The sequence below is a fragment of the Nisaea sp. genome (assembly GCF_039990255.1).
Classification (GTDB): Bacteria; Pseudomonadota; Alphaproteobacteria; order Thalassobaculales; family Thalassobaculaceae; genus Nisaea.
This window is the reverse complement of record NZ_JBDXGG010000013.1, coordinates 13,252-31,692: the sequence shown is the minus strand read 5'-3', so window position 1 is coordinate 31,692 and position 18,441 is coordinate 13,252. Positions and strand designations below refer to the sequence as shown.

At 61.1% G+C, this 18,441-nt stretch carries 18 protein-coding genes; 9 read left to right on the top strand and 9 right to left on the bottom strand.

Going from position 1 to position 18,441, the window contains the following annotated elements; translation table 11 throughout:
• Positions 1-13 precede the first annotated feature (13 nt).
• The 4 genes from ABJ076_RS09170 to ABJ076_RS09155 are packed head-to-tail and all read right to left on the bottom strand — an operon-like array spanning position 14 to position 3,212.
• On the bottom strand, positions 14-784 hold the full coding sequence (locus ABJ076_RS09170) for a fumarylacetoacetate hydrolase family protein (protein WP_348195207.1): 771 nt from the start codon (positions 782-784) through the stop codon (positions 14-16).
• A gap of 2 nt (positions 785-786) precedes the next feature.
• Positions 787-1,995 (bottom strand): CCA tRNA nucleotidyltransferase, encoded by a 1,209-nt coding sequence (locus ABJ076_RS09165; RefSeq protein ID WP_348195204.1) that lies wholly within the window; start codon positions 1,993-1,995, stop codon positions 787-789.
• Positions 1,996-2,004: 9 nt separating this feature from the next.
• On the bottom strand, positions 2,005-2,625 hold the full coding sequence (locus tag ABJ076_RS09160) for a CoA pyrophosphatase (protein ID WP_348195202.1): 621 nt from the start codon (positions 2,623-2,625) through the stop codon (positions 2,005-2,007).
• Complete coding sequence (locus ABJ076_RS09155; RefSeq protein WP_348195200.1) at positions 2,625-3,212, bottom strand: DUF1285 domain-containing protein; 588 nt, start codon at positions 3,210-3,212, stop codon at positions 2,625-2,627. The genes ABJ076_RS09160 and ABJ076_RS09155 overlap by 1 nt, the downstream gene beginning before the upstream one ends.
• A gap of 85 nt (positions 3,213-3,297) precedes the next feature.
• Between ABJ076_RS09155 and ABJ076_RS09150 the strand changes: the two genes are divergently transcribed.
• The 5 genes from ABJ076_RS09150 to ABJ076_RS09130 are packed head-to-tail and all read left to right on the top strand — an operon-like array spanning position 3,298 to position 10,926.
• Positions 3,298-4,308 (top strand): MoxR family ATPase, encoded by a 1,011-nt coding sequence (locus ABJ076_RS09150; protein ID WP_348195198.1) that lies wholly within the window; start codon positions 3,298-3,300, stop codon positions 4,306-4,308.
• Between the two features lie 14 nt (positions 4,309-4,322).
• Positions 4,323-5,180 (top strand): DUF58 domain-containing protein, encoded by an 858-nt coding sequence (locus tag ABJ076_RS09145; RefSeq protein ID WP_348195197.1) that lies wholly within the window; start codon positions 4,323-4,325, stop codon positions 5,178-5,180.
• Positions 5,181-5,190: 10 nt separating this feature from the next.
• Positions 5,191-7,956, top strand: coding sequence for a DUF4159 domain-containing protein (locus ABJ076_RS09140; RefSeq protein ID WP_348195195.1), 2,766 nt, complete (start codon positions 5,191-5,193; stop codon positions 7,954-7,956).
• Positions 7,953-10,052, top strand: coding sequence for a hypothetical protein (locus tag ABJ076_RS09135; protein WP_348195192.1), 2,100 nt, complete (start codon positions 7,953-7,955; stop codon positions 10,050-10,052). The genes ABJ076_RS09140 and ABJ076_RS09135 overlap by 4 nt, the downstream gene beginning before the upstream one ends.
• A gap of 34 nt (positions 10,053-10,086) precedes the next feature.
• Positions 10,087-10,926 carry an HNH endonuclease signature motif containing protein gene (locus ABJ076_RS09130; RefSeq protein ID WP_348195190.1) on the top strand — a complete coding sequence of 280 codons (840 nt, stop codon included), beginning with the start codon at positions 10,087-10,089 and terminating at the stop codon, positions 10,924-10,926.
• A gap of 194 nt (positions 10,927-11,120) precedes the next feature.
• Here ABJ076_RS09130 and ABJ076_RS09125 read toward each other — a convergent pair whose 3' ends face one another.
• Positions 11,121-11,471 carry a hypothetical protein gene (locus ABJ076_RS09125; protein ID WP_348195189.1) on the bottom strand — a complete coding sequence of 117 codons (351 nt, stop codon included), beginning with the start codon at positions 11,469-11,471 and terminating at the stop codon, positions 11,121-11,123.
• A 109-nt stretch (positions 11,472-11,580) separates the two neighbouring features.
• Here ABJ076_RS09125 and ABJ076_RS09120 point away from each other — a divergent pair, with 109 nt between their 5' ends.
• Complete coding sequence (locus ABJ076_RS09120) at positions 11,581-12,000, top strand: helix-turn-helix domain-containing protein (RefSeq protein ID WP_348195186.1); 420 nt, start codon at positions 11,581-11,583, stop codon at positions 11,998-12,000.
• Positions 12,001-12,072: 72 nt separating this feature from the next.
• Here ABJ076_RS09120 and ABJ076_RS09115 read toward each other — a convergent pair whose 3' ends face one another.
• From ABJ076_RS09115 to ABJ076_RS09105, 3 genes are all read right to left on the bottom strand, one after another.
• Positions 12,073-12,627, bottom strand: a complete 555-nt coding sequence (locus ABJ076_RS09115; protein ID WP_348195183.1) for a cytochrome b — start codon at positions 12,625-12,627, stop codon at positions 12,073-12,075.
• 119 nt (positions 12,628-12,746) lie between these two features.
• Positions 12,747-13,511 (bottom strand): class II aldolase and adducin N-terminal domain-containing protein, encoded by a 765-nt coding sequence (locus tag ABJ076_RS09110; RefSeq protein ID WP_348195181.1) that lies wholly within the window; start codon positions 13,509-13,511, stop codon positions 12,747-12,749.
• A 180-nt stretch (positions 13,512-13,691) separates the two neighbouring features.
• A complete protein-coding gene (locus tag ABJ076_RS09105; protein ID WP_348195178.1) occupies positions 13,692-14,594 on the bottom strand; it encodes a LysR substrate-binding domain-containing protein in 903 nt (300 codons plus the stop codon).
• A 186-nt stretch (positions 14,595-14,780) separates the two neighbouring features.
• Between ABJ076_RS09105 and ABJ076_RS09100 the strand changes: the two genes are divergently transcribed.
• Both ABJ076_RS09100 and queF read left to right on the top strand, forming a co-directional pair.
• Positions 14,781-15,908 carry a TauD/TfdA family dioxygenase gene (locus tag ABJ076_RS09100; RefSeq protein WP_348195175.1) on the top strand — a complete coding sequence of 376 codons (1,128 nt, stop codon included), beginning with the start codon at positions 14,781-14,783 and terminating at the stop codon, positions 15,906-15,908.
• A gap of 204 nt (positions 15,909-16,112) precedes the next feature.
• Positions 16,113-16,586 (top strand): preQ(1) synthase, encoded by a 474-nt coding sequence (queF, locus tag ABJ076_RS09095; protein WP_348195173.1) that lies wholly within the window; start codon positions 16,113-16,115, stop codon positions 16,584-16,586.
• Between the two features lie 76 nt (positions 16,587-16,662).
• Here queF and ABJ076_RS09090 read toward each other — a convergent pair whose 3' ends face one another.
• The gene (locus tag ABJ076_RS09090; protein ID WP_348195171.1) at positions 16,663-18,093 is read right to left on the bottom strand and encodes an amidase; all 1,431 of its coding nucleotides are present in this window, start codon (positions 18,091-18,093) and stop codon (positions 16,663-16,665) included.
• A gap of 47 nt (positions 18,094-18,140) precedes the next feature.
• Here ABJ076_RS09090 and ABJ076_RS09085 point away from each other — a divergent pair, with 47 nt between their 5' ends.
• Positions 18,141-18,362: a hypothetical protein gene (locus ABJ076_RS09085; RefSeq protein ID WP_348195169.1), complete on the top strand. Its 222-nt coding sequence runs from the start codon at positions 18,141-18,143 to the stop codon at positions 18,360-18,362.
• Positions 18,363-18,441 lie beyond the last annotated feature (79 nt).

The window sequence follows — 18,441 nt, the reverse complement described above, 5'->3', positions numbered from 1 at the left end:
CGCATTGGTTCTGTTATCCGAACCGCATGTCCGCCTGTCCAAGCCCGGGAAACTCGATCCGTGCCGTAGTGCCTGCCTTGGCGAAGTGAACGCCGTTCCATGACCCGGTTGTGACCACGTCCCCGGCTTTCAGCCCACGGCCCTTGAGGGAGCCTGTCCGGCCTGGCGCATGATTGGCGAGCCATGCCATCAGGACGAAGGGATCGCCGCCACCGAAGGTTCCGGTATCCTCGAAAACGGCCTTATCGTCGAACAGCAAACGGACGGGCTGGGTTGAAAAGTCGAGCGCCTCGGGCACCGGCATCTCGGTGCCGAGTACGAGCGAGTCATTTGCCTGGAAATCCATCAACGCCCACAGCGGATCTGTTTTCGGCCAGTTCAGCAGGCGGGATTCTACGACCTCAATGGCGACAATCATGTCCGACACGGCTGCCCTGATATCGTCGGGGCTGTAGTCTGCTTCACGCTGCGGCAAGTCCTGGCCGAGCCGGAAGGCGATCTCCGCCTCCACACCGAAGTTCCTATGCTCAGCCGAGGAGAGCACCTGTCCAGAGGGATAGATCTTGCTGGTCGCTATCGGCGATGCGGTCGATTCCGTTCCGGGACTGCCGCCGACTTTCCAGGCGCCCACCTTCCGGCCGAGGAGATCGAACGTAGCATCCTGAATGGCGAAGGCATCGTCGCGTGTCTGCGGCGCTTCGGCCGCAGGCAGATCCGCGATTGGCGAGCCGGTCCCGAAAGCTTCGAACAGCCGCTGGGCCGCGGCACTCACTCTGTCTGACATTGTTACTCCTTGCCTGCAATGCGGTGGGCCTCAGCGAGGCATTCCTCGTGTTCGGGACCGAAATCCCGCTCGATCCACCATGATTCGATTTTCCGCAGAAGGTTTCCCACTCCGGGGCCGGCGGCAATCCCCATTTTCACGAGATCGGCACCGCGCAGGGGCAGACCGGGCTTTGGCCAGTCTTCAGACCGGGCGATGAGGTCTTCGGCCTGCTCCCGGTCGAAGCCGCCATTCGCATAGCCGAGCCGGACGAGGTCTTCGAGCAGGGAATTGCCGTTGATGTAGATCTGCTGACGGGCAGCTGGGTCATCGGCCATTGCCGGGAGGCACGTCTGCGACAGGCTGGTGAAACGGGCCGCTTCCGCATTCGAGAACCGCATCCGCGCCGATGCGCGAAACGCTTGTTCGGGCCGCTCCGGCGCGAATGCCGCGAGGCGCAGAATTGGGTCGGCGACTTTGGGCTCGAACTCGATGAGCCGGGTGAGGGCCACCGGGTTGTACGGGCCGGGCAGATAGCTTTGCAGTATCCCGGCTGATTCCATGGTTGCCAGCACGGCAACCGGATCAGTTGCGGCCAGAAGTTTCAGAAATTCGGCTCTGATCCGTTCACCGGAAAGGGTCTTGATCTGCCCGGCATGGTCCGCGCAGGCCTTGAGCCCGACGGGATCGATACCGTCCTTGCCGAAATGGGCATGGAACCGGAAGAAGCGGAGAATCCGGAGTACGTCTTCCTGGATGCGGGTTGCCGGATCGCCGACGAACCGGACCCGGCCGCTCAGTGCGTCGCCGTACCCGCCGAAAGGGTCTTCCAGCGTGCCGTCCGGGCGCAGGAACATCGCGTTCATGGTGAAGTCACGCCGCGCCGCATCTTCTTTCCAGTCTTCGGTGAAGGCGACGATCGCGCGCCGCCCGTCAGTCTCGACGTCGAGCCGAAGCGTGGTGATCTCGAAATGCTCGTGATTGATGACCGCCGTCACCGTGCCGTGCTGCAGGCCGGTCGGCACAACCCTGATGCCAGCACCTTTCAGAAGCTCGGTTGTCTTCTCCGGCGTGTGGCGGGTTGCGATATCGATATCCGCGATCGGCAGGTTCAGCACGGCGCTGCGCACGCAGCCGCCAACGAAGCGGGCCATGTCGCCGCCCCGGTTCAGGACATCCATCACGGCCCGTGTTTCGGGGCTGGTCATCCAGGGCAGCGGGGAGATACGCATCAGGCGGTCTCAGGCATCAAAGCGGGGCAGCAGCACATCGACGAAGTTTACCAGCATGCCGGCTGTGGCACCCCAGATGTAATAATCGCCGTAAGGCATGGCATAGAAACTGCGGATCTGTTTGTTCCATTCCCGGCTGTGCCGCTCATGATTTTCGCGGTCGAGGAAGAAGGCGAGCGGGACTTCGAAGATTTCCTGCACTTCCATCGGATCAGCCCGGGTGTCAAAGGGGGGCGTCAGCAACCCGACGACGGGTGTGATTTCGAATCCTGTGCGGGTGCTGTAGAGGCCGAGCTGGCCGACCACATCGATATGGCGTCGGTGAATGCCGACTTCTTCTTCCGTCTCGCGCAACGCCGTGTCGACCGGCCCGTCATCATGAGGCTCGGCCCGGCCGCCGGGAAAGCTGATCTGGCCGGGATGGACCGGTAGATCCTCGGACCGCTTGGTCAGCAGCATGGTGAGGCCTTCATCTCGCTCTATGATCGGAATGAGAACGGAGGCCGGGCGATTCTTGACCGGCGGCTTCATGTCCGGGTTCAGGTCGTGATCTCCGCGGCCCTCTGCCGTGTCGTCCGGCCTGCCTTCCCGGAAAGCCGAGCGAAGCCTGCTGCTGTCGAAATTATGCATCAGAGGGTGCCAAGTTCATGAAAAACGCCATCGCTCCATAGCCCGAACACGGTTTCACCGTTTCGCTGCACACTTTCTGCCTTATCCACCAGATCATAGAATACGGGGCGTAGAATGAGGGCATCTAATTCATTCCCGGTATCGATATAGGGGCGGGGTTCTCCTGTTTCAGGATCGGTCACGACGCGAATCGCGTGATCTGGTCCGGCGGTCAAAATATGGTCAAGGTTGGTGCGGAGCATAAGTCTCTGAGATGTCATTTCCGCTGACCCCGCATCGTCGTACCATGCCTCGACGATTGTAAATGGAGCGTCGTCGACCGTGATCTTGCCACGTTCGACCGGCGTTCTGAGAGAGTAGCCGCCATCTTCGTCACGGTGCAGGATGGTTGCGAAGAGCTTTACCAGGGCCTGGCGGGTAAAGGGCGCGCCCTGATGGTACCATGTGCCGTCAACGGCGATGCGAATGCCGTAATGGCCCATATCGATCTGTTCGCGTTGTTCGCGCTTGCCTGTTGCAGCAGCTGCGATACGCTCTAACTGATCTGGTGTGGGGGAGACATCGGAAGGCGCGTTCGATGCGGTCATCGGTTGCTGGCTGCTTCTATGAGTTCTTCATTATGCGCCGCCGCTTGCCGGCGGAGCTCGTGATTAAGAAGGAAGTATAGAGTCCATGACCAATTCCTCCACTCTCGATCATCGGCTTGAAACCGATACCGTAGAAAAAATAGATGCGCTCGGCGCGCGGATGGCGAAAGCCAGGGCGCAGGTCGAAACGGTGATTTTCGGACAGCGCGAGGTTGTCGACCAGACATTGACAACGGTTCTTGCCGGTGGTCACGCTCTGTTGATCGGTGTGCCGGGACTGGCCAAGACTCGGCTCGTCGAAGCACTGGGGACAGTGCTCGGGCTCGACGATAAGCGTATCCAATGTACACCCGATCTGATGCCCGCCGATATCGTCGGCGCGGAGATCCTGGAGGAATCGGAAGACGGAAAACGGCATTTCCGCTTCGTGAAGGGCCCCGTCTTCGCGCAAATCCTGATGGCGGACGAAGTCAACCGGGCCAGCCCGCGAACCCAGTCTGCCCTGCTGCAATCCATGCAGGAACGCACGGTTTCGGTCGGCGGCCATACTTATGAGCTACCGTCGCCTTTCCTGGTTCTGGCGACCCAGAACCCGCTTGAGCAGGAAGGTACATACCCGCTTCCTGAAGCCCAGCTCGATCGGTTTCTGATGCAGATCGATGTCGGATATCCGGACCGTGATGCGGAACGCCGCATGCTGCTTGCTACCACCGGCAGCGAGGAGCGTGCGGTCGAGCCTGTGCTGAATGCGGCCGAGCTGATCGACGCGCAGAAATTGCTGCGTCAGATCCCGGTCGGCGAAACTGTGCTTGAAGCTATCCTTGAAATCGTGCGCTCCGGCCGCCTGGAAACCACCGGTGTGGACGAGGTGAAGCGCCATGTGGCCTGGGGGCCTGGCCCGCGCGCCAGTCAGGCGCTGATGCTTGCGGTCCGGGCGCGCGCCATTCTCGACGGCCGCCTGTCTCCCTCGGTCGAGGATGTGCTCGACTTGGCGCCGCCTGTGCTGCGGCACCGTATGGCCCTGAACTTTGCCGCCCGCGCGGAAGGTGTCTCGCTCGACGATATCATCCAGCGTCTGCTGGCCCCGTATCGCTGAGCCGGGACGCGCCGATGCGTCATCATGCCGAAGAACTCGCCGGAAAATTCCCGCCGCTCCTGGTTGCGGCTGAGCGTGTCGCAGCGACCGTCTCCCAGGGCATGCACGGCCGCAGGCGCGTTGGCATGGGAGAAGCTTTCTGGCAGTTCCGGCCCTATCAGGTGACTGACTCGGTGCGCCGGATCGACTGGCGGCGCACGGCGCGAACCGATGAAGTTTATGTCCGGGAGACCGAGTGGGAAGCGTCGCAGAGTGTCTGGCTGTGGCGGGATTCTTCTCCATCCATGCGCTTCTCCTCGGACAGGACGCTGCCGGAGAAATCCGTGCGTACCGATCTGCTGGTTCTTGCCCTCGGGTCTCTTCTGGTGGAGGCTGGGGAGCGCATCGCCCTGCTTAGCGAAGGGGTGCCGCCGCGTGGCGGCCGGAGCGGGCTTAATCTTTTTGCGAACACTCTGGAGAATGCCCGGGAGAGCGCTGCCAGTCTACCTGCCTTTGAAAATCTCCCGCGTCATGCCGTCATGGTTCTGGTTTCCGACTTCATGGAGCCTGCTGCGGAATACGCCGAGATCATCCGGCATTACGCCGCTGCTGGTGTGTCTGGCTTCCTGCTGCAAGTGACTGATCCCGCGGAAGAGGCGTTTCCGTTCCAGGGACGGATACGGTTTGAGGGTACCGAAGCTGAAACCGCGCATCTGCTGCGCCGCGCTGACCGGGTACGGGAGGCTTATATCGAAAAATTGGCCAAACATCGGGCGCAACTGAAGGATGTCTGCCGGGGTGCCGGATGGTTCTTTGGCCAGCATGTCACGACAGAGCCGCCGGAAGCGGCCTTGCTCAAGCTTTATACCGCGATGACGCGGCAAGACAGGTGAGGGCGCGCTAATGCTGACACTCGGGCCTCTGGCTTTCGCTTCTCCCTGGATCCTCGCCGGACTGATTGCCCTGCCGGCGATCTGGCTGCTGATCCGGATTACGCCTCCGGCCCCGCGCACCGTCGCGTTCCCCGCAATCCGCCTGCTTTACGGATTGCAATCGCCGGAAGAAACACCGGACCGCACACCCTGGTGGCTGCTGCTGCTGCGTCTGCTTTTCGCTGCGCTGGTCGTCCTGGCGCTGGCGAAACCTTTGATCGGTGCTCGGCAGGACCTTGTCGGCTCCGGATCGGTGGTGATCGTGGTCGACAATGGCTGGGCGGCAGCGCCGGGCTGGCCTGACCGCAAAGCGGCGGCACTGGATCTGGTCGAGCGGTCGGAGCGTTCCGGGCGGGCTGTGGCGATCTTCCCGACGGCGGTCTCGGATTCCGCTGCTATCGAGCGTGGCGGCCTGATGGCTCCGGACGACGCGCGGACATTCGTGAACGGACTGGAGCCGCAGCCCTGGCCGACAGCGCCCGCAATTGCGGCCGAACGGATTGCGCAAACCCCGCTGGGGGCTGCCGGAGCAGTCTCTGTTTTCTGGCTGGCGGACGGGGTCGAGGAGCCGGAGGACCGGATACTGGCGGAGCGGCTTGCGAGTTTCGGTAGCTTGACAGTTTATGATGGTGGCGAGAGTCCGCTGGCTCTGACCGCGCGGGTCGGCGAGCGTAATGCCCTGACCGCGCGGCTGACCCGGCTGACTGGGGGCGCGGAAGAAATCGTGAATGTTCGCGCAGTGGCGACGGATGGCCGGGTGCTGACCCGTGCGCGGGCCACGTTCGCTGAAGGTGAGCCGGCTGCCGAAACTATTGTCGAACTTCCGCTGGAGCTGCGCAACGAGCTGGCGCGCCTTGAAATTGAAGAGCGTCCGGGGGCGGCATCCGTTGCCCTGCTTGATGAAAGTTTCCGCCGTCGTCCGGTTGGACTGGTTGCCGGTTCCGGCTTTCAGGAATCACAGCCTTTGCTGGAGGAAATGTTCTTTCTGGACCGCGCTTTGGCGCCGTTCAGTGAGGTGAGCCGGGGCACGCTGGACGATCTGCTGAAGCGGGATATTTCGGTCATCGCGCTGCCGGATACCGGTCTGCTGCCGTCCGGGGAAAAGGCCCTGCTGAATGACTGGATCTCCGACGGAGGCACGCTTATCCGGTTCGCCGGTCCGCGCCTTGCGGCTGCCAGCCTGGAAAACCGGGGGCTTGGCGAATCAGAGCTTCTGCCGGTGTTTCTGCGTGGCGGTGACCGGTCGCTTGGTGGTGTGCTTTCCTGGTCTTCCCCGGCCGCACTTGCGCCGTTCGAGGGGGAGACGCCTTTCGCGGATCTGCCGGATTACGAAAATGTTCTGATCTATAAACAGGTTCTGGCCGAGCCCTCTATCGAGCTGGCGGACCGAACTTGGGCCAGTCTTGCGGACGGCACGCCGATCGTGACTGCCATGTCGCGCGGAGACGGGCGCATCGTTCTTTTTCACACCACGGCCAATACGGACTGGAGCGATCTGTCCATCTCCGGCGCTTTTGTCGAAATGCTCCGCCGAATCGTCGCTGTCAGTGCCGGGGTTGGCGAGGCGACAGGCGGCGGGACGGCACCCGCCGTGGAAACACTGAACGGTTTCGGTCAGATCGGTGCGCCACAAGCCAGCGCCCGGGCGCTCGAGCTGGGCGGGGATGCGGCACCGCTGATCGGGCCGGACCATCCGCCGGGCTATTACGGCAGCGAGCTGTCCCGCATGGCCTTCAATCTTGGCCCTCTCGCGGCTGATATGGTGCCGCTTGCAAGTATTCCCGAGAATAGCGGCGTGGTCCGGTACGGCGGCGGGGATGAATTGGATCTCGCTCCCTGGGGCCTGACGGCCGCTGCCTTGTTGTTGCTGGTGGACTTCATTATCACACTGATCATGCGCGGGCTTGTCCGTGGTGTCGGCAATGCGCGGGCGGGCGCAACGGTCTCTGTTCTTTTGCTCGCCGCCTTCTTGTTCCCGGTCCTGGTTAAGACCGCCGCATCGCAGACCATGAGCGAGCAAGAGCGCTGGATCATGCGTGCCGCGCTCGACACACGGTTTGCCTATGTGATTACCGGAGACCGGGAGGTCGATGAGATCAGCCGCTCCGGGCTCAGCAGTCTCAGCGAAATCCTGAACCGCCGCACGGCGGTGGAGCCGCTGGAGCCGATGGCCGTCGATGTGGAGGTGGATGAGCTGTCTCTGTTCCCGCTGCTCTATTGGCCGATGACCAGTGCGCAGACCGACCTGACGCCGGGCGGCGAGGCACGGCTCAATCTGTATATGCGCAATGGCGGTACGATCTTTTTCGACACACGGGACCGGATTGATGCCGCCCCCGGGAGTGCTGGGCCGGGGCTGCAACGGCTTCGTTCCCTGACCCGCAATCTGGACATTCCCGCCCTCGCACCGGTGCCGGAAAATCACGTACTAACCAAGACCTTCTACCTGCTCGATACTTTCCCTGGCCGCTATGACGGCGGCCGGCTCTATGTCGAGTTGGGCGAAGGGAGCAGCGAGAGCGAAGTCTCCCCGGTGATCATCGGCAGCCACGATTGGGCCGGTGCCTGGGCGAAATCCGAAGATGGTTTCTACCGTTTCCCTGTGGTGCCGGGCGGCGAGCTTCAGAGGGAAATGGCCTTCCGTTCTGGCGTCAATCTGGTGATGTATATGCTGACCGGGAACTACAAGGCGGACCAGGTGCATGTCCCGGCGATCCTTGAAAGGCTGGGCCAATGATAGGCGCGGCGGTCGGGCTCGATTTCTCGCCGATGGTACCATGGTGGGTGATCGGCACATTGGCGGCGGCCGGCTTCTCGCTGGTGATATATACGGCATCGATGCGCGGGCGCGGCGCTCTATGGCGTAGCCTGGCGCTTCTGGTGCTGCTGGCGGCGCTCGCCAATCCCTATCTGATCGCCGAGGACCGGGAACCGCGCGACGATGTCGCCGTTCTGCTACTCGACGAAAGCACCAGCCAGTCTATCGATGGCCGCACGGAACGGGCGGCCGAAATAACCGAGGACCTGATGCGTCAGCTTGGCACCCTCGACGATCTTGAGCTGCGTACCGTCACCATCGGCGGCGGCAGTGGCCGGGCGGCGAGCGGCAGGGACGGGACCAGGCTTTTTACCACCCTGCGCGATGTGCTGGACGATGTACCGCAAGGGCGGCTCGCCGGTGTCATCGCGGTGACGGACGGTCAAAGCCATGACCGGGTGGAGGAGCTCGGAGACCGTGACCTTGGCGGACCGCTGCATGTCATCCTGACCGGCCGAAAGGGTGAGCGCGACCGGCGGCTTGTCGTCGAGCATGTGCCCTCTTTCGGTGTGGTCGGTCGCACCGTGACCGCCAAGATCCGGATCGAGGATGCGGACGAGACAGCGGCGGTACCCTTCAGCATGTTGATCGACGGCGTGCCCTTGCCCGATGCGGTTATCCGCGCCAACCGGGTGGTGGAGATCGAGATCCCCATCGACCATGGAGGCGAGACCATTATCGAGATGATGGCGGGGCCGGGGCCGGATGAGCTGACCGAAAAGAACAACCGCGCGGTGCTGGCTATCAACGGCGTGCGGGACCGTCTGCGCGTGCTGCTGGTCTCAGGCGCACCGCATGCTGGGGAGCGGACTTGGCGTGATCTGCTTAAGGCGGACCCGTCCGTCGATCTGGTACATTTCACCATTCTGCGCCCGCCGGAAAAGCAGGACGGCACGCCGGTGCGTGAGCTGTCCCTGATTGCCTTTCCGGTGCGCGAGCTGTTCGAGCTGAAACTGGACGAGTTTGATCTGATTATCTTCGACCAGTATCAGCGCCGGGGCGTGCTGCCGCGCAGCTATCTGCGCAATATCGTCGAGTTCGTGCGTAATGGCGGCGCCTTCCTGGAGGCCAGCGGCCCGCCTTTCGCCTCCCGCCTTTCGCTCGCCAACACGCCGCTCGGAGAGGTGCTGCCGGCCATGCCGACCGGCGACATTGTCGAGCAGCCGTTCCGCCCCGCCACCACGCCGGACGGCTATCGCCATCCGGTGACGGCCGACCTGCCGGGCGGCCCCGCGCTTGATGCCGACGGTATCGAGACCGCCGCGCCGACATGGGGGCGCTGGTTCCGGCAGATCGAGGCGGACGTGCTGCGCGGTGTCGTGCTGATGGAAGGGGCGGAAGGCCGCCCGCTGTTGATCCTCGACCGGTTCGGCGAGGGCCGCGTCGCCCACTTGCTGACCGACCAGATGTGGCTCTGGACCCGTGGCTTCGACGGTGGCGGCCCCCAGGCCGAAATCCTCCGCCGCACGGCCCACTGGCTGATGCGGGAGCCTGATCTGGAAGAGAACGATCTGCGCGTCAGGGTAAAGGGCGACCGGATCGACGTCACCCGCCGTTCCCTTGACGGAGAGTTGCCAGACGTCACCATGACCCTGCCGGACGGCACCGAACTCACCTTGCCGCTGACCCGCACTGGTCCCGGCCGGGGGCAGGCCAGCTTCACCACGGACCAGGTCGGCCTGCACGGCTTCACCGACGGCACCCTCAGCAAACTCGCCGCCGTCGGCGCCCTCAACCCGGTCGAATTCTCTGACGTCCACACCACGGCTGAATGGCTCGGCCCGCTGGCGGAACAAACCGGCGGCTCCGTCACCTGGGGCGCCGAGGAAGACACCCCGTCCCTCCGCCGCGTCCGCACCGGCCGCGCCACATCAGGCCGCGACTGGGCGGGGCTGGTGCGGAACGAGGATTACATCGTGACTGGGGTGCGGACAGTGCCGCTGCTGCCGGGTGCGCTGGTACTGCTGCTGGTGATCGGCGGGATCATCATGGCGTGGAGACGCGAAGCCGGGTGAAGTGTGATTTGTATATCGGATAGATTGGAATTGGATGTCTTTGGAAGAAATTGAAAAATTAAGGCCGCATAAGAAAAGCAGAATAATAGATTTAGTTGAGGCGTGCGGTCACGACATTTCTGGGTGGGGGAATTATCATGGTGCCCCGTCGCAAAACCCAAATTTTTGTTATGAATGGGCATACTGGTGCGACGAGATGGGCGCTTTACTAAATATTTGGTGGAAGGAAATAAAACCGAAAAATAATGATCTTGTGGTGAGGATGAACCTCAAAAACGATATAGAAAATTACTCTCGTTCAGGACGGGGGCCGTGGACAGGCCGCGCTAAAAGAATGTTGGGAATAATAAACAAGGCAGCAACTAATGCGGCGCCTATACGTGTCATCTTGTTAGATGGGAAAACGGAATCAGCATCGCCCAGTTCGAGGCCATCTAGTGTAACGGCAAGAGAGCTTGACTATGCGTTTTGGCGTATTGGTGAACCGAATCTGTTATTGAATGACATCGAGCTTATTCGTTGGTCTGTACCGGTATTTTTCGAAGATCAGTTTTCATCTTTTGATGAACAAGCTGGGAGTGCTGGGCGCCGGACGGTAACAAATGATTTATTCGTGAGAGATCGGTTTGTCAGAGAAGAGGTATTAGCCCGTGCGAGAGGCCATTGTGAGTATTGTGGTCGATTAGGTTTTGAGACTGTCTCGGGGAAAATCTATCTTGAGACGCATCATGTTATTCCGCTTTCTGAGGACGGGCTTGACGTGGTTGAGAACGTAATAGCGCTTTGCCCCGAGCATCACCGACAAGCGCACTATTCTTTGCGCAAACAAACTCTGCTAGACGCATTTCTCCTCAAGATTCAGTCATATAGATAGAAATCGGAGTTAAAAGGGATGCGCGACTTAATCCGCTCCACCTTTTTAGTGTCCGCCAGCCTGTTCGGGCCTCAATGTCGTCATCCCGGCCAGAGAGCCGGGACCTAGATGATCCTACGGCTGAGCATGTCTTCCCTGGGTCCCTGCTTGCGCAGGGATGACGTATTTTTTCGGGAAGATGGGGACGCTCCGATTTATCCGAGTCGGTAAGGCGGCCGGAGATGCCAGTCTTCGAGGTTCTCCGCTTCACTCGTATCGGTGCGGAGTTTATGCACCGCGCACTTCGGGCGCGTTGAGGCAAGGGCGCGTAGTAGGGCGGCGCTGAAGATCTTCAAAATGTTATTCGTGATGCCAGCCCTCTCGGCCGTGGGCGATGCCGGGGTTTTCAGCCGTTCGTCCCTATTCCCGGTAAAGGACGTCGATGAATCTGCGGGGCGGAGTGACCGAAGGACATGGACTGCTCCGGCCGCTGACGCTCCCCGGAACCGGAGGCGTTGTTCGAACGGTATTTCGATGTGATCTGTGCCGGTTTTCAGGTTGTCCATGAAGCGGCTCTCTTGTTGCTGGTAATATGAAAAAGACTTGCGTTTTGCAAGTAATTAACAGATAGAAAAACAACTTGTTTATTGCAAGTGTTTTTTCTAAATTTAACTCATGGAGAACACGAGCAAGCTACGCACAAGCGGTTGTCGGGTCGCCTTTGGTCTTGATGTTTTCGGGGATCGCTGGAGCCTGTTGATCATCCGCGACATGACGCTGTACGGAAAAAAGACCTACGGGGATTTCCTCGAAGGGGGAGAGGGGATTTCAACGAATATCCTCGCTGACCGTCTGAAACAGCTTGAGGCGAACGGGATCATCGAGAAGACCCGGGATCCGGCGAGTGGCCGGAGCTATCTGTATCACCTGACCGGAAAGGGGCGCGATCTGGCACCGGTCATACACGAGATCATTCTCTGGAGCGGCAAGTATGACGCGCGGCCCTTTGCCCGCAAAGGCCCCGTGAGATTATTTGATGATGACGGGCCAAGACTTGAAGCGGTGGGTAGCAGCGATTTACACGGGGGCGACTGACACTTTCCGACGCTGTCCATAGCCTAATCGGTTTGCCGGATATCCGCAGAGTCAGGTGATGCAACGGGCGCTTCACCCAAACAGGCTCATCCGCCGCATCACCCCGTCCCGCTTGATCAGCCAGTGCCGGAGCGCGCCGGCGATATGTAGGCCAAGCAGCAGCATGACGGCCAGTGCGGCCAGTCCGTGTAGCGTGAAGAGGATCTCCGACAGGGCCTTGTCCTTGCCGATCAGCCCGGGAAGTGTCCAGTTGAAGAACTCGACGGGAAAGCCACCGGCCGCGGTGGCGAGCCAGCCGAAGACCGGCAGCGCGATCAGCGCCAGATAGAGAAGGTGCTGCACGGCAGTTGAGAGAATGCGTTCCTGTGGTGTCAGGCTTTCCAGCTTCGGCGGGGCGCCCAGGCGTAGGCGCAAGGCGATGCGGAAAAGCATCAGGCCCAGGACCAGAACGCCCGCAGTCTTGTGATACTTGTAGAGCGCGTTCGTCACGGCGCCGCCGAAGTTCTCCTTAAGTCCAGCAAAACCGAAGACGAAAAACAGGATACCGGCCGCAAGCGTCAGGAATACGAGCGCGGCAATGGCCCAGTGGAGCAATCGCTGGGGGAGGGAATAGCGGTCTTCTACCATGGAGCACTCTCTGCCGGATGCCTCTGATGCAAGACATCTTACCCGACATCAACCGATGTGCGACAGGCATTGATGCAATCGTCATCGCGGCTGAATGGACGGGATGACGACGACAGGGCTCAGGCCGCGTAGTTCGAGCCTTCCTCGTCCAGGATCGCTTTCAACTCGTCCAGATGCTGTTGTGATTGTCCCGGATAATCGTCCAGTTCCTGCGCGGTCTTCTCGGCGATGTCGTCCGGGATCACGCGCAGCTCCATGCCGGTCTGCAGCGCACGGATATAGGTTTCCGCCGCGCGCTCGAAATAGTAGAGGCGATTGAAGGTGTCCGCGACCGTGTCGCCGATCACCAGAATGCCATGGTTGCCCATCACCATGACCTTGACCTTCGGGTCTGTCAGCATGGTGGCACAGCGCTCGCCCTCTTCCTCGAAGGCCAGCCCGCCATACTCGTTGTCGATCACCATCCGGTTGTAGAAGGTGGCGCAATTCTGGTCGATCGGCGGCAGGCGGCTGTCCTTCAGGCTGGCCAGCACGGTGGCGTGGATCGAATGCACATGCATGACGCAGCGGGCATGCGGGCAGTGTCTGTGAACGGAACCATGCAGCCCCCAGGCGGTCGGGTCCGGTGCGCCGGGGCGGCTCAGCACGTCGGGATCGTTTGCATCCAGTTCCAAAAGATCCGATGCCTTGATGCGGGAGAAATGCATCTGGTTCGGGTTCATCAGGAAACGGGTGCCGTCATCGTTTGTTGCCAGAGAGAAATGGTTCGCCACCGCTTCATGCATGTTGAGCCGCGCGGTCCAGCGGAATGCGGCGGCGAGATCGACGCGCTCCGGCCAATAACCGAGATTGCTTGCCGGGGTGAGGGCGACGGGCGAGGACATGGTGCGGTCTCCGGAAGGTGTGGTGGTGGTATGTGCGCAGACTGCCGTGCCGGCAGCGTCTTCGCTACCGCAAAAATGCGGATGCTGCGATTAGCGCTGCTTATCTGCCTTCTGCAACGACTGGGCTGTTCTCATAACCGTCATAGCGTTCGCAGAGTTGGCCCTGCAGCAGGCATATGCTTAGGCAAACTCGCTACAGAGACCCGTGAGCCAATCTAGCAGGCTGCGTGTCGCCTCATCCCCGGCGCGGTCAAACGCCGTGACGGCATAGAAGGCGCTTGGTGGCGTTAGTGGTGCCTCGACTGCCGTGATCAGGCGCTCCTCGCTGAGATGGCCGCCGGTAATCGTACGCCAGCCGAGGGCCACTCCGCGACCGGCAAGGGCGGCCTGGGTGGCCTGGACATAGTTCGAGAAACGGAGCTGCACCGGGTGGGTGGGACAGCCAAGACCGAGGGCTGCGAGAAAGTCCGTCCAGCCGAGCCAGCGCGGGTCTTTCACATCGACATGGATCAGCGGCGCCGCGTGCAGGCTCTCCGGCGTCAGGGTAAGGCGTTCGGCCAATTCCGGTGTGCATACCGGCTCGATCCGTTCCTCCAGGAGCGGCGTGACAGTGCCGTCGGACCATTTCCCGTCGCCGAAACGAATAGCAATATCGACATCGCCCGCAATAGTCGGCGCGCCGCTTTCCGAGGTGATGACGTTTACCTGCACGTCCGGATGGTCGCAGTAGAAGCTCTCCAGATGCGGCATGAGCCAGAGGGTAGCGACACCGACGGAGCAGGCCACCGTGACGTTTGAACCACGCTGAGCCTGATGGCGGCGGATCTCGTCCACTGCGCCGGAGATCCGGCCGAGCCCGTCTTCTGTTGCACGGAGAAGAATTTCGCCCTCGGCTGTCAGTGATGCGGGCCGGGTGTTCCGATCGATCAGTCGGGCGCCGATATGATCTTCAAGCTGCCGCAGGGACTGGCTGACGGCCGGCTGGGACACATTCAGCGCGGCCGCAGCGGCGCGGAGGTTGTCGGTCCGACAGATTGTTTCGAATACGCCGAAGAGGCGGAGCGGCGGCAGGTGGCGCGACATGAAATAAGGTCACCTTATCAAATGATCCGATTTTTCAGGCTTCTCAGAAGTTTTGTGCAGATTCAAGTTTGTACAATAAAACAGATGGTTAGGTGGCGAATTTGGGCCACTTAATAGTGCGATTGCGACATGCCTGTCTGTTTTCATTCTTATGGATGTAGCCCAGTCTCGGAAAGGAGCATAGGCATGCAGGCGCGAAAAGAAGGTGGTGTCACCTTGCGGGACACAGGGCTTGAGGTCGGGTTTCCCGACGGAACTGCGGCCTATTTCAATTACTTCTGGCTGCGGGACAATTGTCGGACATCCTTTGACCCGGTGACGCGGGAACGCTGCTTTGACATTTTCGCCGAGGAGAGCGCGCCGCAACCGGAGGCGGCGGTGCTGTCGGGGGAGGCACTGGACGTTGTTTGGCGCAATGGTCACAGCAGCCGCTACCCTCTCGATTTCCTCGCTTCGTATGCAACAGGGACGCCACGGCACGATCCGGCTGATCTGCCGCGCCGGGCCTGGCTCGGGGATCATTATCCGAATGTGCCCCGGTACTCCCAGCCAGCCCTTATGTCAGATCCGGCACTTCGAAAAGCCTGGTTCGAGACAATTCTGACCGAGGGCGTGGCCCTGATCACAGATATGCCGGAGACGCCGGATGCCCTGGAGGTGACGGCCGCGCTGGCGGGATATGTCCGTCCGAGTTTCTTCGGCACCTCATTCGAAGTAATGACGCACATCAATCCGACCAACACCGCTTTCACGGCGAGCGCGCTGGAGCTGCATACCGATCTGCCGGCTGAGGAATGCGCGCCGGGCGTCCAGTATCTGCATTGCGTGGCAAATTCAGTGGAGGGTGGCAACAGTGTTTTTGTCGACGCTGTCGCGGTTGCGAACGATCTTCGGGAGCAGTTTCCGGCCGATTTCAAACTGCTGACAGAGACCGATATTCCCTATTTCTGCGAACATGATGCCTTTGATATGCGGGCGCGCCAGAGAGTGATCGAACTCGATGCGCATGGTGAGGTTTCCGGCGTCTCCATCAGCCAGCATATGGCAGATGTTTTCGACCTTCCGCAGGACTTTCTCGACCTCTATTACCCGGCCTTCTACCGTTTCGGGCGAATGTTGCAGGCGGAGAAATACGTGATGCGGTTTCGGCTCAATGCCGGCGAGTGCATCTGCTTCGATAATCACCGCGTGGTGCATGGCCGGGAGGCCTACACGGCAACCAGCGGCGATCGTCATCTGCGCGGTTGTTACACGGACAGAGGCGAGATGCGCAGCTGCTACCGGGTGCTCTCCGGCACGGGACGGTTTGGGTAGGCGGGGGCTATTGGACCGTCTCAATTCATCGTCATGCCGTCGAAAGACGGGACCGAGAGGAAGGCGAGCGCAGGTCTTATGATCGTCCAGGTCCCGGCTCTCCAGACGGGATGACGATCTAATGGGCGGGCAGGGCGCTGGCTTCCAGCACGCTCTGGCGTTATGAAACGGCTCGACCGGTAGGATCTGACACGGAGCCGTCCCATGACCTCGCATTCCGAAGAGCGTTTTTCCAGCCTGACCCAACTCGGCGGTGCGACCGAGTTACCGGATAGCCCGGAAAAGGCGATGCTGGAAAAGGTGCCGAATTCGATGACGGACGTGAATTACCTCGTCCGTTTCACGGCGCCGGAATTCACCTCGCTCTGCCCGATGACCGGTCAGCCCGATTTCGCCCATCTGATGATCGATTATGTGCCGGACCAGTGGTTGGTGGAGAGCAAGTCGTTGAAGCTGTTCCTCGGCTCTTTCCGGAATCACGGTGCATTTCACGAGGATTGCACGGTCGGTATCGCCCGGCGCTTGATAGAGGAGCTGGAGCCGCGCTGGCTGCGCATCGGAGGCTATTGGTATCCGCGAGGTGGCATACCGATTGACGTGTTCTTCCAGTCCGGGCCAGTTCCAGAGGGCGTCTGGCTGCCGGATCAGGGCGTACCGCCTTATCGCGGACGGGGTTAGAACGCACCTTGATCCAACAACACCGTCATCCCTGCGCATGCTGGGATGACGGATGATTAAAGTGGCGGCCGATCGTTCAGAGCGAAACCGGTTTAACGTTCTCCTGCATCCAGGCGGCGGTACCTGTGAGTTCCTGGTCCCGATGGGCTTGACCGATCAGTTGCACCCCGACGGGCATGCCGTTCACACCCATCAGCGGCAGGGTCACGCAGGGCACGCCAAGCGCCGATGTTGCCGCATTGAAAGCCGGCAGGCCAGTCTGATGCGTAATACCTGGCTCGCCTACGGAGCCGGAGCCGTCGAACGGGGGAGCGATGCCGGCAGAAGACAGGCTGATGCAGCCGTCAGCAAACGGCGCCAGAGCGCGGAACCGGGCCCGCATCCGCTCCCTTCTGTCGAGCGCAGCGCGGTAATCTTCCAGCGTCATTTCCTCGGCCAGGGCAAGGCGCTGTTTCAGGCTCTCGCTCATCTGGCTTTCATCTTTCTCCGCCAGATTTCGCAAGGTCCAGCGCAACTCCCAGCAGCAGATGTCGCGTGCCAGCTTCAGACTGTCATCGATGGCTGCTTCGCATGCATCGATGGTCGGGCTGTCGGCGCGGGTCAGGACTTTCACATCCTGCTTCCGGAGCTGCTCCAGCACCTGCTCGAATGCTGCACGGGTGGTGCCGTCCAGCATGTCCCAGCCTTCGGTCTTCAGGAGCACGAGATGGCTTGGCTTGCGGGGCTCGGCCGGTGCTTCCTCGCCGTATAGGCCCGGATACCCGGCATCGCCGCCTGCTTTGGCGGCGATCTGATAGGCAACGGCCCACATATCCTTGAGAGAGCCGGCATGCACGCCGACATGGCTCTGGCTCAGACCGCCCGCTCGTTCGCCGCGATTGAGAGCGCCGAGGGTCGGCTTGATGGCGATATTGCCGCAGAAGCTGGCGGGCCGGATGACCGAACCGACAACCTGGGAGCCGATGGTGGCGGGCACCATGCCGGCGCCGATCGCAGCAGCGGAGCCGCTGGAAGAGCCACCGGGCGTGCGGTTCGTGTCGAACGGGTTCCGGGTCGGGCCCGGATGAGAAAAGCCGAGCTCGGTGGTAACGGTCTTGCCGAGCACAACGGCACCGGCAAGGCGCAAGCCGTAGACCAGGGCGCTGTCCGCGTGGGTCTGGTTCCCCTTGAACAGAGGACTGCCCATTTCCGTCGGCATGTCCTTCGTCATGAAGAGATCCTTGATGCCGATGGGCATGCCGTCGATGGGGGAAAGGGCGCGGCCGGCTTTGAAGCGGTCTGTCGCTGCATCGGCCGCGGCACGGGCGCCGTCGCGATTGATCGTGACCCAGGCCTGGACCTCCGGTTCCCGCGCGTCGATCACCTCGAGGCAGCGTTCCAGATAGGACCTTGGGTTGTCGCTTCCATCCTGAAAGCCGGGTACAGCGTCGTGGAAGGTTGGCAGGCTGGCGTTCGCCGGGTCGTAATTGCCGCTTGTCGCGGTCTGCTGGCGCTTTGCAACACTCATGCTTATGTTTCCCCCTGTCGTTTTTTGGGTCTCTTGTTCAGTCTGTCGTGTCTATGGACCTCTTCACCACATTGATCGCACTTGGCGCCGCTGCCCTGTTGTTCGCCTTTGCCTATTGGCAGGACAAACGCGAGCGGGAGCCCGGTCAGGTTACCCTGATCCCCTATACGATGATCCAGATTTTGGCTGTCGTCACCTGCCTCGTGCTTTTGGCGCACCTGGTGACGCTGATTTCGGGGACGCCATTCAGGGGACGGCTGGGCGGCTGATTCTGGGAAACGGCGTTGTTGAAGGCGCTTGCATGGCGCTTTTTATCGACGCATTCATTTGTCCGGCGGGACTTTTTTT